We start from the raw sequence: 13,752 nt of genomic DNA on the forward strand, positions 1-13,752 counted from the left end.
TCATTTCCTCAGCAGATCGCGCGCGTCGACATGACCGAACGGCCCGTCGTCGCGCCGGAACGCGGCCGCGGTCTCCCGCGCGCGGTCGAGTGCTCCTTCCCGGAGCAGCCCGGCGAGCGTGTCGAACCGTTCCGTGTGCACTTTCGCCCGCCGCCGCGCGTAATCGGCGGCGGAGTCCTTGGTGACCATGAACGCCCAGTCGCTCGAAAGCGCGAGCATCGCTTCGGCGACGGCCTGATCGCGGACGGAGTCGCGGGTCGTCGTGTCCATTCCGGCGACGAGGTCGAGCATCCGGTCCTGCAACGCGGTGTTGTCCCGCACCATGTCGGCGACCTGCTCGCCGTCCCAGACCCGCCAGTCCTTGCCCGAACCCCACGACGACGCCGGGAGATCGACCTTCCCGCCGAGGTGACCGGCTTCGAGCGCGCCCTTGAGCGTCGTGACGCGGACGCCCGCCTCGGGCAGTGCGCGCAGGACGCCTTCGAGCCACGCCGGGCCCTCGTGCCACCAGTGTCCGAACAGTTCCGTGTCGTACGCGGCGACGACGAGCGACTCGCGGCCGTGCTCGGCCTTGAGCGAACGCAGGCGGGCGACGACCGTGTCGACGAAGTCCTGGACGTGACCGCCGAGGGTGGCCGTCGCCATCGCCGGGTCGTACGGCGCCTTGTCCGGCGGCTCGACGGTCTTGCCGGTCACCCGCGAGGGTTTGAGGCCGACTTCGTGCGCCCAGGTGTGGAAATCGCGATAGGCGGCGTGGCCGGGATATCCGGCCTTCGGTGACCAGACGCGGTATGTGACTTCGAGATCGCGGCCGAAGCACACGACGTCGGAATCGCCGACGGTCCGCGCCGCCGAGGTGTCACCGTGCAGGGAAGGCCCGTCGACCATGAACCGCTGGACACCCGCGGCGGCGTACCCGGCCTCCATGCCGGGCGCGTAGCCGCATTCGGGTGCCCAAATCCCTTCCGGACGCCGTCCGATCCGCAGCGCGGTGTCGGCCAGGCCGCCGCGCAGCATGAAGTCGCGGACCGCCGGGTCGAGCAGCGGCTGGAACGGATGCGCCAGCGGCCCGCCGAGCAGTTCGATCGTCCCGTTGTCCACAAAGGACCGAAGGATCGGGGAGAAACCGTGCCGCCAGCGGGTTTCGAGCTCTTCCGATGCCTTGAGCGCCGTCCGGTACTCACTCGCCGCGAGGTCGCGCAGCAGCGGGTCGCCGCGCCACAGCGTGGACGCGTGCCAGGAGCGCAGCTGCCAGTGGCCGAGCCAGTCGTGGAAGGCGTCGATGCTGTACGGGTCGTCGAGCTGGGCGGCGAGGATCGGCGTCATCCCGAGGGTGAGGACGTCTTCGCGGCCCTCGTCGGCGAAGCGGCGCAGGAGATCGACCATCGGCAGATAGGAATGCGCCCACGCCTGGTAGAGCCATTCTTCGCCGACCGGCCAGGATCCGTGATGCGGCAGCCACGGCAGGTGGCTGTGCACGACGAGGCAGAACGTGCCCTCGTAGTCGCTCATCGGCGCACCGCCACGGCGACCAGGTCGAGGCTGGCGTCGAGGTCTTCACCGTGGATCGCGAAGTCCGCGGCCTGGATGCCTTCGACGTCGGCCAGCAGTTCCGCGGGCCAGGTCGCCTGCCCGGGCAGTTGCCCCATGACGACGTCGAGCTGGGCGTCGATGATCGAGCCGCCGTACTTGGCGTCGAGCTTCGCCACACCTTCGCCGTGGTGGAGCCCGTGCAGGGTCTCGACCTCGAAGCCGGCGTCACGCAGCAGTTCGTCCAATTCGGACGGTGCGAGCTCCCTGGTGTGGAACGGGTTGAGCGGGGTGTCGCTGTCCGGGGTGAAGGTCAGCCGGTTGGGCGTGGTGACGATCAGCCGTCCGCCGGGGGAGAGCACACGGCGGCACTCGGCGAGGAAGGCGCCCTGATCCCAGAGATGCTCGATCACCTGGAAGTTGGCGACGACGTCGACCGAGGCGTCCCGCAGCGGCAGGAAAACCAGGTTCGCCCTGGCCACGCCGATGCCGGGGTACCGGCGGGCGACGTGCTCGGTGGTGGGGACGTCGTAGTCGAGGGCGAGCACCCGCTCGGCGACGGTGGCGATGAGCCCGGCGCCGTAGCCCTCGCCGCAGCCTGCCTCCAGCACCGTCTTGCCCTCGCACAGCGGCAGGAACTTGTGATACGCGGCCTCGTGGCGGCGGTACCAATAGTTTTCCTCGGCGATGCCCGGCACGGTGCGTTCACCGGTGAGGTGCAGCGCTTCGGCCCTGGTGGCTGGGGTGGTCACGCCGCGACCCTACCGGCCGGTCACTTCCCGCTCCGCCGCAGTTGGTCCTCTGGATGCGGTCCTTGCACGCGCAAGGACCGCATCCAGAGGACGAAATGCGTGTGTCACGTTTCGCGGCGCCACGCAGTCCAGGAGGTATGCAACGGACAATCACCCGCGTACTGCTCGTCGTCTTCGGTCTCATCGAACTGCCCGTCGGGCTGTGGCCGCTGTTCAGCCCGGAGGGCTTCTACCGGGACTTCCCGGGGTTCCGCACCGGCTGGGTGGCGATGGACGGCCCCTTCAACGAACACCTGATCCAGGACTTCGGCGGCCTCAACCTGGCGCTTTCCGCGATCCTGATCGGCGCCGCCGTGATCGGGACGACCGCCGTGGCCAGGTTGGCGGCGCTCGCCACCTTCTGCTTCGGGTTGCCGCATTTCCTCTACCACCTTGGCCACGTCTCGCATTTCGAGCCGGTGGACCAGGTGCTGATCATCGTGACGACGGCGCTGGGCGCGGTGCTCCCGGTGGTGCTGGCGCTGATCCCCTCGAAGCGGACTACACCGGCGACACCGTGATGCCGATGGCACCGGGCCCGAGGTGGGCGCCGAGGATCATGCTGGCGTCCACCAGGGTGCTGTCGACCATATGCGGCAACCGCGCCCGCAGCCGCCCGCCGATCTCGAGGTCGCGTTCGTCCGGGCCGAACCGGGTGATGGCGACCTCGACATCCTGGTCGCCCGCGCATTCCACCGCGAGGTCGACGAGTTTGTTGAGCGCCCGTCGCTGGCCCGGCACCCGGGTCAGCGGGGCGACCTCGCCGTTCTTCAGCGTCAGCAGGGGTTTGATCGAGAACGCGGAGCCGAGGAACGCCTGCGCGGCGCCGATCCGCCCGCCGCGGCGCAGGAACTCCAGCGTGTCGACGTAGAGGATCTCCCGGCTGCCGCGGAAACGGCGTTCGGCCGCGTCGATGACGCGGGTGGCCTGCCCGCCGGCGGCGGCGACCTTGGCCGCCGAGGTCGCCGCGAAACCCAGGCTCATCCCGGTGGTCCCGCTGTCGAGGACGTGCACCGGGATGTTCACCTGCTGGGCGGCCTCGCGGGCGGCGTTCACCGTCTCCGACATCCGTCCCGAGATGTGGACGCTGACGATCGCGGAGGCACCCTTGCTCGCGGCGTCCTGGAACGCCCAGAAGAACGCGGCGACCTCGGGCGGCGCCGTCTTCACCGGCGTCCCCGCCCGCAGATGGCCGATGATTTCCTCGCGGTCGTAGCGGTTCTCTTCGTCGAACTGCTCTCCGACCTGCAGTTGGACCTGAACGACGCCGATTCCCCAGCGTTCGGCGACCGGGGCGGGAAGGCAGGCGGTCGAGTCCGTGATCACGGCGACAGGGCCGGGCATGGAACGCATGGTGGGGCAGGTTATCCCTTCACCATCTCCGGGAGTACCCCGGAATACGGCCGTTCGGGTTAGTCGGCCGGTTACACTCACTTCTGGGTGAATTACCTGGACGATGGTCCCACTAAAACGTGCATCCAGGTGAATGAGGTCACCTCGGCGGGCCGCGGCGCTGAAATGGCCCTAATCTACCGGCCAGTAGAGCTGTTGCCCCGTGGCCGACGCCGGCCACTAACGGGAGGTCGAAGTAGACCCATGACGAACATCGTTGTCCTGGTCAAGCAGGTACCGGACACCTACTCGGAGCGGAAGCTCTCCGGTGCCGACAACACTCTTGACCGCGAATCCGCCGACGCCGTGCTCGACGAGATCAACGAGAAGGCCGTCGAAGAAGCACTGAAGATCAAGGAAGCCGGCGAGGGCGAGGTCACCGTCGTCTCGGTGGGTCCCGACCGCGCGACCGACGCGATCCGCAAGGCGCTGTCCATGGGCGCCGACAAGGCCATCCACGTCTCCGACGAGGCCCTGCACGGTTCCGACGCGATCGCCACCGCCAAGGTGCTGGCCGCCGCGATCTCGAAGGTCGAAGGCTTCGACCTGGTCATCACCGGTAACGAGGCCTCCGACGGCCGCGGTGGCGCCGTGCCGGCGATCATCGCCGAGCTGCTCGGCCTGCCGCAGCTGACCCACGTGAACGAGCTGACCGTCGAGGGCACCTCGATCAAGGCCGACCGCTACACCGAGGACGGCGTCACGCACCTCGAGGCGAACCTGCCCGCGGTGGTGAGCGTCGGCGAGAAGATCAACGAGCCGCGCTACCCCTCCTTCAAGGGCATCATGGCCGCCAAGAAGAAGCCGGTCGAGACGCTGACCGTCGCGGATCTGGGCGTCGACGCGGCCGAGGTCGGCCTCGGCAACGCGTGGTCGTCCGTGCTCGAAGCCTCCCCGAAGCCGCCGCGCACCGCCGGTGAGCGCGTCGAGGACGAGGGTGACGGCGGCAGCAAGGTGGCCGCCTACCTGGTCGCGCAGAAGCTCATCTGAGACAGGTTTCGAGGAGGAATAGGGAAATGGCTGAAGTACTCGTCCTCGTCGACCACGTCGACGGTGAAGTCAAGAAGGTCACGCTCGAGCTGCTGACCGCCGCTCGTGAACTGGGTGAGCCGTCCGCGGTCGTCGTCGGCCCGACCGGCACCGCCGCCAAGGCGAAGGAAGCCCTCGCCGCGCACGGCGCCGCCAAGGTGTACGTCGCCGAGGGCGACAACGCCACCGGCTTCCTGGTCACCCCGAAGGTGGACGTCCTCGCCGCGCTCGCGGAGCGGACCTCCCCGGCCGCCGTGCTCGTCGCGGCCAGCGCCGAGGGCAAGGAGGTGTCCGCCCGGGTCGCGGTCCGCCTCGGCTCCGGTCTGCTGTACGACGCCGTCGGCGTGAACGGCGACGGCAGCGTCGACCAGTCCATCTTCGGTGGCGCGTTCTCCGTGAAGTCCAAGTCCACCAAGGGTGTCCCGGTCATCTCGGTCCGCCCGGGCGCGGTCGAGGCCGCCCCGGCCGAGGGTGCGGCCGCCGAGGAGACCGTCGAGGTCCCCGCGGGCGACCCGGCGAAGTCCGCCAGGATCACCGGCGTCGAGCCGATCGTCGGCGGCGACCGGCCGGAGCTGACCGAGGCCTCGGTCGTCGTCTCCGGTGGCCGCGGTGTCGGCTCGGCCGACAAGTTCGACGTCGTCGAGGCGCTCGCCGACTCGCTCGGTGCCGCCGTCGGTGCTTCCCGCGCCGCCGTCGACTCGGGCTACTACCCGGCGCAGTTCCAGGTCGGCCAGACCGGTAAGACGGTCTCGCCGCAGCTGTACATCGCGCTGGGCATCTCGGGTGCGATCCAGCACCGCGCCGGTATGCAGACCTCGAAGACCATCATCGCGGTCAACAAGGACGCCGAGGCGCCGATCTTCGAGATCGCCGACTTCGGTGTGGTGGGCGACCTGTTCAACGTCGCGCCGCAGCTGACCGAAGAGGTCCAGAAGCGCAAGGGCTGAGTCCTTCGTTCGAAGAGGGGCCGTCCGGGATTTATTTCCCGGGCGGCCCCTTTTCCGTGACCGGGAAGTGACTTCCCAGCCTGAGAGAAGCCTGAGAACCCGCAATTAACGGAACGTGCACTAATCGGCCATCGGGCGCATTGTCGTTGGTACCCCTCCAGGGGTAGACCTGGGTCATGACGACGTCACAGCTCCTCGTCAGTACTGACCAGGCAGGTGTCGAACTCCCGGCCGACGCGCCGCGTTACTCCCTTCTCGTGGCGAACGGAAACGAAGAAGTCGTCGCCGCGCAACGCCTCCGCCATCGGGTGTTCGCCGAGGAAATGGGAGCGACGCTCAATTCCCCCGAACCCGGCCTCGACGTCGACTACTTCGACGAGTTCTGCGATCACCTCGTGGTGCGCGACGACAACACCGGCGAGATCGTGGGCACGTACCGGATGTTGCCGCCCGATCGCGCCGCGCGGGCGGGGAAACTGTATTCCGACAGCGAATTCGATCTCACCGCCCTTGATTCCCTGCGTCCTTCGCTGGTCGAGACGGGGCGTTCGTGCGTGCACCCCGACCACCGCAGCGGCGCCGTGGTGAGCCTCGTGTGGGCGGGGATCGGGCGCTACATGCTGCTGGCCGGGCACCGGTATCTCGCGGGCTGCGCGTCCGTGCCGCTGACCGACGGCGGGGTCTACGCGGCGGGCGTCTGGGATGTCCTGCGCGCCAAGCACTACGCGGATGAATCCCTTCGGGTGACGCCGCTGAACCCGTGGTTGAACGAGACCATCGAGCGGCCCTCGCGTGCGATCCTTCCGCCGCTCATCAAGGGCTACACCCGCCTGGGCGCGAAGATCTACGGGCCGCCCGCGCTGGACGCGGATTTCGGGGTCGCGGACTTCTTCGTCCTGCTGGATCTGCACAACGTCGACGAGCGGTACCTCAAGTTCTTCCTGGGAGAGCAGGGATGAGCCACGCCTGGATGCCGAAGTCGCCGTGTGGCGACGGCTGCCTCACCGAAGGGGCGCCGACTGTGGCGTTCCCGAGGCGGGTCCTGCGCTTCACCGCGGCGATCGGTGTCATCTTCGGCGCATTCCTGAGCGCGCCGCTGGTGCTCGTGCTGCGCGGCAAACCGCGGGAACGGTTGGTGCGCCTGCTTTTCGCGGGAATCCTTCGCTCGTTCGGGGTGAAGCTGCGCGTGCTCGGCGACGAGCGGTTCCGCGCCGTGCCCGGCCGGGGCGCGCTCGTGGTGAACAACCACATCTCGTGGCTGGACATCATCGCGGTCAACGCCGTCCAGCCGATGCGGGCGCTCGCGAAGAAGGAGGTCGGCGCCTGGCCGGTGCTCGGCCTGCTCGTGCGCCGCGGCGGCAGCATCTTCCTCGACCGGGAGAACCTGCGGAGCCTCCCCGCGACGATGGACGAACTCGCCTCCGCGATGCGCGGTGGATCACTCGTCAGCGTGACGCCGGAAGGCACCACCTGGTGCGGTCTCGGCTCGGGCCGGTTCCGCCCGGCGACCTTCCAGGCCGCGATCGACGGCGGTGTCCCGGTGCGGCCGCTCGCGTTGCGGTTCCGGCTCGCCGACGGGCGGGAGACGACGCAGCCGGCGTTCATCGGGCCGGAGTCGCTCATCGCTTCGCTGCGGCGGGTCGCGGCCCTGCGCGGTCTTGTGCTGGAAGTGCACGTGTGCCCGGAGATCGCGCCGGGCCGCGCTTCGGACCGGCGGGAACTGGCGGCGCTGGCGGAATCCGCGGTGCAGGCGGCTCTCGGGCGGGTGCAGATCCCGGCTCAGCGGCGCCGCCGCCGCGCTCCGGTCGTCGCTCCCGCTCCGGTCGTCGCTCCCGCTCCGGCCGCTGCTCCCGCTCGCAAGGCGGTCTCGCAGTAACTCCCGGATGTCATGAAAGGGCCGTTCAGGACGTTTTCCGTCCTGAACGGCCCTTTCATGACATCCGCCGGTAGCCCGGCATCACTCCAGCGTCAGCGTGATCTTCCCGCCCGCGTGCCCCGTCGCGCTTTCCCGGTGCGCCGAGGCGGCATCGGCGAGCGCGTAGCTCGAACCCAGCTTCAGCTTCAGCCCCCGCGCGACCAGATCCTCAAGAACCGCTTGAGTTTCCGCCCCGCCCGCCGAGAACTTCAGTCCCTGCGCGTAAGCCGCCGGGTCCGCGATGGTGATCAGCCGGTCGGGTGAGCCGAGCAGCTCGACGGAGTCACCCAGGACGCCGAAACCGGCGGCGTCGAAGACCGCGTCGACGCCGTCCGGCGCGACCGAGCGGACCCGCGCGAGCCAGCCGTCGCCGTACTGGACCGGCACCGCGCCGAGCGCCTTCACCTCGTCCAGCGACGAGGCCCCGGCGAGCCCGATGACCGTGGCGCCCAGCGCGACGGCGGCCTGCGTCGCGATCCGGCCGACCTGGCCGCTCGCGCCGTGGATCACCACGGTTTCGCCCGGCTTGACCTCGAGTTCGCCCAGTACCCGCAACGCGGTTTCCCCGGCGATGGGCAGCGCGGCGGCTTCGGCCCACGAAAGCCCGGCGGGTTTGCGGATGACCGTGCTCGCCAGCGCGTACTCCGCGTACGTACCGGTCTCCGACCAGCCGAATACCTCGTCCCCGACGGCGAAACCGGCGCCTTCGCCCACCGCGTCCACCACGCCCGCCAGTTCCAGGCCGAGGATGTGCGGGAAGTCGACGGGCCGGACCTCGGCCATCGCGCCGGACCGGATCTTCCAGTCGACCGGGTTGACGCCGGCGGCCTTGACCGCCACCCGAACCTGCCCAGGGCCGGGCTCCGGCAGCGGGGCCTCGTCGAGCCGCAGGACGTCCGGTTCGCCGTACTGGGTGATGGTGATCGCTCGCATGTCCACTCCTATCGGATTTCTTCGCTGCGATCAGTCAACCGGCGCCCGTACCCCGCCCGAACCAGCCGGACGAGCAGTGTTCACTAGCCGGGAGAGCAGCGTCCCCGAGCCGGGACGCGCCTACTGTGGACTCATGGATCCGCTGCAAGTGCTGAGCCAGGTCGAGTACATGCTCGCCGCTCCGCGCCCCGAACTCCTGCCGCGTTTCTCGGCGACGGCCGCCACCGTCCTGCCGCATCGCGCCGCCGCGATGGAGACCGGCGACTGCTCGCGTCTGCCCGTCAAGGTCGACGGCGACCCGGAGATCACCGGCGCGGTCACGAGCGCGGAGCTTCAGCGGCTCGCCGCGCTCGGCGTGCCGGGCCAGGCCGTGGTGGCCGAGGAGACGCTCGGCGGGAAGCACCGGAAACTCGTCGTCCTGACCTCGGCGCCGGTGATCGGCAAGGGCGCGATGATCGCGCTCGTCCCCACCGAGGACGAACCCGCCGAAAGCGCGCTCGCGTTCGTCGCCAAGCTGTGGGACATCGTCAGCGTGAACGCCGCCCAGCGCGCCACCGACCCCGAACCCGCCGTCCTGGAGAGCAACATCGCGGCGGCGACCGCGCGGGCGCGGGCGATCACCGATCTGGGGCAGACCCACGCCACCACCCTGACGTCGCTGCTTTCGGTGCTGCGGTCCCGCAGGCTCGGCGACGCCGCCGCCCGGCAGACCGCGACCGACCTCGCCGCGGCCGCGCTGGTCGAACTGCGCTCGATCGCCGACCGCGACCAGGAACTCTCGGCGGAACCGGCCACGGCGGCGTTCGGCATCCTCGTCACGCAGCTGGATCCCTTGGTGCGCCACAACGACGTGACCGTCGACCTCGCCGGGCCGGACGACGAACGGCCGCTCCCGCAGGACATCGCGCACACCGCCCGCACGGTCTCGCGAGGTCTGGTGCTCGCCGCGCTGGAGCGGGGCAGCACCCGCGTCCGGGCGTCCTGGCGGATCGACGGGCAGGACCTCCGCGTCACCGTGCGCGACGACGGCCCGGACGTCGCCCGCGCCGTCCCCGCCGCCGGTCTCACCGAGCGGATCACCCCGCTCGGCGGCCGCTGGGAGGTCGACGCCGTCCCGGACTGGGGCGCCACGATCACCGCCGTCCTGCCGCTGGGTGTGCGGGAAACGCCGGAACTGCGCCCGCTGGACCGGCTGAACCCGCGTGAACTCGAAGTCCTCGCGGGGATCGCGCGCGGGAAGCGGAACCGGCAGATCGCCGACGAGCTGGCGCTGACCGAGCACACGGTGAAGTTCCACGTGCGGAAGATCCTCGGGAAGCTGGAAGTCAGCTCGCGCGGCGAGGCCGCCGTGCTGGCGCGTGAGCTGCGCTTGGAGTCCGTCGGCGCTTGACCTCCACCGAACTGGAGGTTGCAGGCTCGTCGTATGACGATCACTGGGGGCAAGGCCGAGCCGAAGGGTGTGCTCTGGACACCCGAGCACCGCGTGACCACCATCGGGCTGCTGCTCATGGTCACGCTCATCGCGTTCGAAAGCATGGGCGTCGCCACCGCGATGCCGACGATGGTGGCCGACCTCGAGGGTCTCGCGCTGTACGCCTGGCCGTTCACCACCTTCCTGGTGGCCAGCGTGGTCGCGACCGTCCTTTCCGGACGCCTCGGCGACCGCAAGGGCCCGGCGCCCGCGCTGCTCGCCGGGACCGCGCTGTTCGCCGCCGGGCTCCTGGTCGCGGGGCTCGCGCACGACATGCCGCTGCTCCTGCTCGGCAGGGCGTTGCAGGGCTTCGGTTCCGGGCTCCTGCTGGTCTCGGTGTCCCTGCTGATCGCGCTCACCTTCACCGACCGGGAACGTCCGGTGATCTACGCGGCCAACGCCGCCGCGTGGGTGCTGCCCGCGGTGATCGGGCCGTCGGTCGCGGGCGTGGTGACCGTCAGCGTCGGCTGGCGCTGGGTGTTCCTGGGGTTGATCCCGCTGACCGGGATCGGGCTCGCCCTGCTGATCGTCGTCACGCGCAAGCTGCCCCGGCACACGCCCGCCGAGTCCGCGCGCCGCGCCGGGGTCGTGCCCGCCGTGGTCGCCGCCCTCGGCGTCGCCGCGCTCACCTGGGCGGCGCAGCATCCGTCCCTCGTGGCGCTGGCCTACGGCGGGGCCGGCCTGGTCGCCCTCGCGTACGCGCTTCGCAAACTCCTGCCCGCCGGGACGCTGTCGTCGCGGCCGGGGTTGCCCACAGTGATCGCTTCGCGCGCGTTGATCGCGGGCGCGTACGCCGGGATGGAGGCGTACCTGCCGCTCACGATGACCGAGGTCCACGGGTACAGCCCCGCGCTGGCCGGGCTGCCGCTGACGGTGACCGCGCTGGGCTGGTCGGCCGGGTCGATGCTGCAGGGCCGCATGCTCGACTGGTCGCGCGAGGCGTCCCTGAGGACCGGGTTCGCGCTGGTCGCGGCCGGTCTGGCGATCTTCGTCTTCGTCCCGCTGCCCTCGTTCCCCGGCTGGATGGCGTTCGTGGCGTCGGCGGTCGGCGGCTCCGGGATGGGCATCGCGATGCCCGCGATCTCGGTGCTGCTGCTCCGGTACTCGCCGGAGGCGGAACGCGGGTTCAACACCTCGGCGCTGCAGCTGGGAGACTGGGTCGGATCGGCCCTGACCATCGGTTTGGGTGGCGTTCTGCTCGCTTCGCTGGCGTCGGCGAAGGAGCCTTCGGTGGCGATCGTGGTGCTTTCGGTCGTGCTGACCGGCATCGCGTTGCTCGGGGTGCGGGTGACCGGCCGGTGGCCGTCGGATATGAGCGCCGCCACCCGCTGACCAGGGTGGGCTTGGTCACGCCCCGGAACGGGCTACCCTGAAGGATGCGATGACCTATCTCGACCACGCGGCGACCACCCCGATGTTGCCCGAAGCCGTAGCGGCGATGTCCGAGGCGCTGTCCACAGTGGGCAACGCCTCCGCGCTGCATTCCTCGGGACGCCGGGCCCGCCGCCGGGTCGAAGAAGCCCGCGAGGTGATCGCGGAGGCGCTGGGCGCCCGGCCGTCCGAGGTGATCTTCACCGCCGGTGGCACGGAGAGCGACAATCTCGCGGTCAAGGGCATCTTCTGGGCCCGCAACGGCGAGGACGCGCGGCGCCGCCGGGTGCTGTGCAGCACCGTCGAGCATCACGCCGTCCTCGAGTCCGTCGAGTGGCTGGAGCAGCACGCGGGCGCCGAGATCGGCTGGGTCGAGGTCGACGAGGCGGGCCGGGTCACCCCGGAGTCGCTGCGCACCGCCATCGGCGACAGCCCGGAGACGGTCGCGCTGGTCACCGTGATGTGGGCGAACAACGAGGTCGGCACGGTCAACCCGATCGCCGGACTCGCCGCCGTCTGCGCCGAGCACGAGATCCCGCTGCACACCGACGCCGTCCAGGCCGTCGGCGCGGTGCCGGTCGACTTCGCCGAAAGCGGCGCCGCGGCGCTGACCCTCACCGCGCACAAGCTCGGCGGCCCGTACGGCGTCGGCGCGCTGCTGCTGGGGCGCGACACGGCGTGCGTGCCGGTGCTGCACGGTGGCGGCCAGGAGCGCAGCGTGCGATCGGGCACGCTCGACGTCCCCGCGGTGATCGCGTTCGCGACGGCGGTGAAGGCCACGGTCGAGGGACGCGAGGAGTACGCGAAACGCGTCGCCGAACTGCGCGACGACCTGATCGAGGCGGTCCGGCGCGAGGTGCCGGACGTGGTGCTCAACGGTGGCGAGGGCGAGCGCCTGCCCACGCACGCCCACTTCACCTTCCCCGGTTGCGCGGGGGACAGCCTGTTGATGCTCTTGGACGCCAAAGGCATCGAATGTTCCACCGGATCGGCGTGCACGGCGGGTGTCGCGCAGCCGAGCCACGTGCTGCTGGCCATGGGTGCCGAACCCGCGGCCGCGCGCGGGTCGCTGCGGTTCTCGTTCGGGCATACCTCGGCACCGGAAGACGTTGAAGCGGTTTCGAGGGAGATCGCGGGCGTCGTCGACAGGGCGAGGCAGGCGGGACTCGCCGGAATGCGCAAGCAGACGCAGAAGCAAGAGGTGTGAGGAAGATGCGCGTACTGGCCGCGATGAGCGGGGGAGTGGACTCGGCGGTGGCCGCCGCGCGCGCCGTGGACGCCGGGCACGAGGTCGTCGGGGTGCACCTGGCGCTGTCGGCGAAGCCCGGCACGCTGCGCACCGGATCCCGTGGCTGCTGCACGATCGAGGACTCCGGCGACGCTCGGCGAGCCGCCGACATCCTCGGCATCCCCTTCTACATCTGGGATTTCGCCGAGCGCTTCACCGAAGAGGTCATCGAGACCTTCGTCGGCGAGTACGCCGCCGGCCGGACGCCGAACCCGTGCGTCACCTGCAACGAGAAGATCAAGTTCGAGGCGTTGCTGGACAAGGCGATGGCGCTCGGCTTCGACGCCGTCGCCACCGGGCACTACGCCCGTCTGTCCCTTGTGGACGGTGTGCCGGAGCTGCGGCGCAGCGTCGACTCCGGCAAGGACCAGTCCTACGTGCTGGCCTCGCTCACCCCGGAGCAGCTGCGGCATTCGCTGTTCCCGCTGGGTGATTCGTGGAAGACCGACGTCCGCGCCGAGGCCGCGAGCCGTGGCCTGTCGGTGGCGAAGAAGCCGGACAGCCACGACATCTGCTTCATCCCGGACGGCGACACGAAGAGCTTCCTGGAGAAGCGGCTCGGGCAGCGTCCCGGTCAGCTCGTCGACGCCGAGACCGGCGCCGTGCTCGGTGAGCACACCGGTGTGCACGGTTTCACCGTCGGCCAGCGCAAGGGCCTCGGCATCGAGGCGCCGGCGCCGGACGGGCGACCGCGCTACGTGCTTTCGCTGGAGCCGGTTTCGGGCACCGTGAAGGTCGGTTCCGCGCGGGACCTCGGCGTGAACGTGATCGAGGCGGACCGCCCGATCTGGCCGAGCGAGCGGCCGTTGGACGGGCCCACGGAATGCGTCGTGCAGGTGCGCGCGCACGGCGGGATCGTCGAGGCCGTCGCGGAGGTTTCCGGCGACTCGGTCACCATTCAGCTGCGCGAGCCGCTGCGCGGCGTCGCTCCGGGGCAGGTCGTCGTGCTGTACCGCACCGATGCCGCCGAAGGCGACCTTGTGCTGGGCAGCGCGAAGATCTCCGGAACCCGCTGACCGCCCGCATTTCGTCCTCTGAATGCGATCCTTGCGCGTGCAACTACCGCATCCAGAGGACTAAATGCG

The 13,752-nt window shown here is 70.3% G+C and carries 13 protein-coding genes; 9 read left to right on the plus strand and 4 right to left on the minus strand.

What is annotated here, in order from left to right:
* On the minus strand, positions 1-1,512 hold the full coding sequence (locus DMC64_RS19625; protein WP_125734666.1) for a glycoside hydrolase family 57 protein: 1,512 nt from the start codon (positions 1,510-1,512) through the stop codon (positions 1-3).
* Positions 1,509-2,282, minus strand: coding sequence for a class I SAM-dependent methyltransferase (locus tag DMC64_RS19630; RefSeq protein WP_125734667.1), 774 nt, complete (start codon positions 2,280-2,282; stop codon positions 1,509-1,511). Before DMC64_RS19630 ends, DMC64_RS19625 begins: the two co-directional genes overlap by 4 nt.
* A gap of 137 nt (positions 2,283-2,419) precedes the next feature.
* Here DMC64_RS19630 and DMC64_RS19635 point away from each other — a divergent pair, with 137 nt between their 5' ends.
* The gene (locus DMC64_RS19635; RefSeq protein WP_125734668.1) at positions 2,420-2,842 is read left to right on the plus strand and encodes a hypothetical protein; all 423 of its coding nucleotides are present in this window, start codon (positions 2,420-2,422) and stop codon (positions 2,840-2,842) included.
* Here DMC64_RS19635 and DMC64_RS19640 read toward each other — a convergent pair.
* Positions 2,823-3,674, minus strand: coding sequence for a DegV family protein (locus tag DMC64_RS19640; RefSeq protein ID WP_081975891.1), 852 nt, complete (start codon positions 3,672-3,674; stop codon positions 2,823-2,825). The two genes, DMC64_RS19635 and DMC64_RS19640, sit on opposite strands and share 20 nt — an antisense overlap.
* A 243-nt stretch (positions 3,675-3,917) precedes the next feature.
* Here DMC64_RS19640 and DMC64_RS19645 point away from each other — a divergent pair, with 243 nt between their 5' ends.
* From DMC64_RS19645 to DMC64_RS19660, 4 genes are all read left to right on the plus strand, one after another.
* The gene (locus DMC64_RS19645; protein ID WP_037341879.1) at positions 3,918-4,703 is read left to right on the plus strand and encodes an electron transfer flavoprotein subunit beta/FixA family protein; all 786 of its coding nucleotides are present in this window, start codon (positions 3,918-3,920) and stop codon (positions 4,701-4,703) included.
* A 26-nt stretch (positions 4,704-4,729) separates the two neighbouring features.
* Positions 4,730-5,689, plus strand: a complete 960-nt coding sequence (locus DMC64_RS19650) for an electron transfer flavoprotein subunit alpha/FixB family protein (protein ID WP_016336565.1) — start codon at positions 4,730-4,732, stop codon at positions 5,687-5,689.
* 176 nt (positions 5,690-5,865) lie between these two features.
* Complete coding sequence (locus DMC64_RS19655; protein ID WP_125734669.1) at positions 5,866-6,648, plus strand: GNAT family N-acetyltransferase; 783 nt, start codon at positions 5,866-5,868, stop codon at positions 6,646-6,648.
* Positions 6,645-7,565 carry a 1-acyl-sn-glycerol-3-phosphate acyltransferase gene (locus DMC64_RS19660; protein ID WP_125734670.1) on the plus strand — a complete coding sequence of 307 codons (921 nt, stop codon included), beginning with the start codon at positions 6,645-6,647 and terminating at the stop codon, positions 7,563-7,565. The genes DMC64_RS19655 and DMC64_RS19660 overlap by 4 nt, the downstream gene beginning before the upstream one ends.
* An 81-nt stretch (positions 7,566-7,646) precedes the next feature.
* Here DMC64_RS19660 and DMC64_RS19665 read toward each other — a convergent pair whose 3' ends face one another.
* The gene (locus tag DMC64_RS19665; protein WP_125734671.1) at positions 7,647-8,537 is read right to left on the minus strand and encodes an NADP-dependent oxidoreductase; all 891 of its coding nucleotides are present in this window, start codon (positions 8,535-8,537) and stop codon (positions 7,647-7,649) included.
* A gap of 133 nt (positions 8,538-8,670) precedes the next feature.
* Here DMC64_RS19665 and DMC64_RS19670 point away from each other — a divergent pair, with 133 nt between their 5' ends.
* The 4 genes from DMC64_RS19670 to mnmA are packed head-to-tail and all read left to right on the plus strand — an operon-like array spanning position 8,671 to position 13,683.
* A complete protein-coding gene (locus tag DMC64_RS19670; protein ID WP_125734672.1) occupies positions 8,671-9,927 on the plus strand; it encodes a LuxR C-terminal-related transcriptional regulator in 1,257 nt (418 codons plus the stop codon).
* Positions 9,928-9,960: 33 nt separating this feature from the next.
* Positions 9,961-11,340 (plus strand): MFS transporter, encoded by a 1,380-nt coding sequence (locus DMC64_RS19675; RefSeq protein ID WP_125734673.1) that lies wholly within the window; start codon positions 9,961-9,963, stop codon positions 11,338-11,340.
* A 49-nt stretch (positions 11,341-11,389) separates the two neighbouring features.
* Complete coding sequence (locus tag DMC64_RS19680; protein WP_037341897.1) at positions 11,390-12,586, plus strand: cysteine desulfurase family protein; 1,197 nt, start codon at positions 11,390-11,392, stop codon at positions 12,584-12,586.
* Between the two features lie 5 nt (positions 12,587-12,591).
* Complete coding sequence (gene mnmA / locus DMC64_RS19685; protein ID WP_073848121.1) at positions 12,592-13,683, plus strand: tRNA 2-thiouridine(34) synthase MnmA; 1,092 nt, start codon at positions 12,592-12,594, stop codon at positions 13,681-13,683.
* Positions 13,684-13,752 lie beyond the last annotated feature (69 nt).

It is taken from the genome of Amycolatopsis sp. WAC 04197 (genome assembly GCF_003947475.1).
GTDB classification, from domain to species: Bacteria; Actinomycetota; Actinomycetes; order Mycobacteriales; family Pseudonocardiaceae; genus Amycolatopsis; species Amycolatopsis japonica.

Bases quoted from the DNA above. Each gene is read 5' to 3' on its own strand.
- DMC64_RS19680 (WP_037341897.1), top strand. From the start codon at position 11,390: ATGACCTATCTCGACCACGCGGCGACCACCCCGATGTTGCCCGAAGCC.
- mnmA (WP_073848121.1), top strand. From the start codon at position 12,592: ATGCGCGTACTGGCCGCGATGAGCGGGGGAGTGGACTCGGCGGTGGCC.
- DMC64_RS19650 (WP_016336565.1), top strand. From the start codon at position 4,730: ATGGCTGAAGTACTCGTCCTCGTCGACCACGTCGACGGTGAAGTCAAG.
- DMC64_RS19655 (WP_125734669.1), top strand. From the start codon at position 5,866: ATGACGACGTCACAGCTCCTCGTCAGTACTGACCAGGCAGGTGTCGAA.
- DMC64_RS19640 (WP_081975891.1), bottom strand. From the start codon at position 3,674: ATGCGTTCCATGCCCGGCCCTGTCGCCGTGATCACGGACTCGACCGCC.
- DMC64_RS19665 (WP_125734671.1), bottom strand. From the start codon at position 8,537: ATGCGAGCGATCACCATCACCCAGTACGGCGAACCGGACGTCCTGCGG.
- DMC64_RS19635 (WP_125734668.1), top strand. From the start codon at position 2,420: ATGCAACGGACAATCACCCGCGTACTGCTCGTCGTCTTCGGTCTCATC.
- DMC64_RS19625 (WP_125734666.1), bottom strand. From the start codon at position 1,512: ATGAGCGACTACGAGGGCACGTTCTGCCTCGTCGTGCACAGCCACCTG.
- DMC64_RS19660 (WP_125734670.1), top strand. From the start codon at position 6,645: ATGAGCCACGCCTGGATGCCGAAGTCGCCGTGTGGCGACGGCTGCCTC.
- DMC64_RS19670 (WP_125734672.1), top strand. From the start codon at position 8,671: ATGGATCCGCTGCAAGTGCTGAGCCAGGTCGAGTACATGCTCGCCGCT.
- DMC64_RS19675 (WP_125734673.1), top strand. From the start codon at position 9,961: ATGACGATCACTGGGGGCAAGGCCGAGCCGAAGGGTGTGCTCTGGACA.
- DMC64_RS19645 (WP_037341879.1), top strand. From the start codon at position 3,918: ATGACGAACATCGTTGTCCTGGTCAAGCAGGTACCGGACACCTACTCG.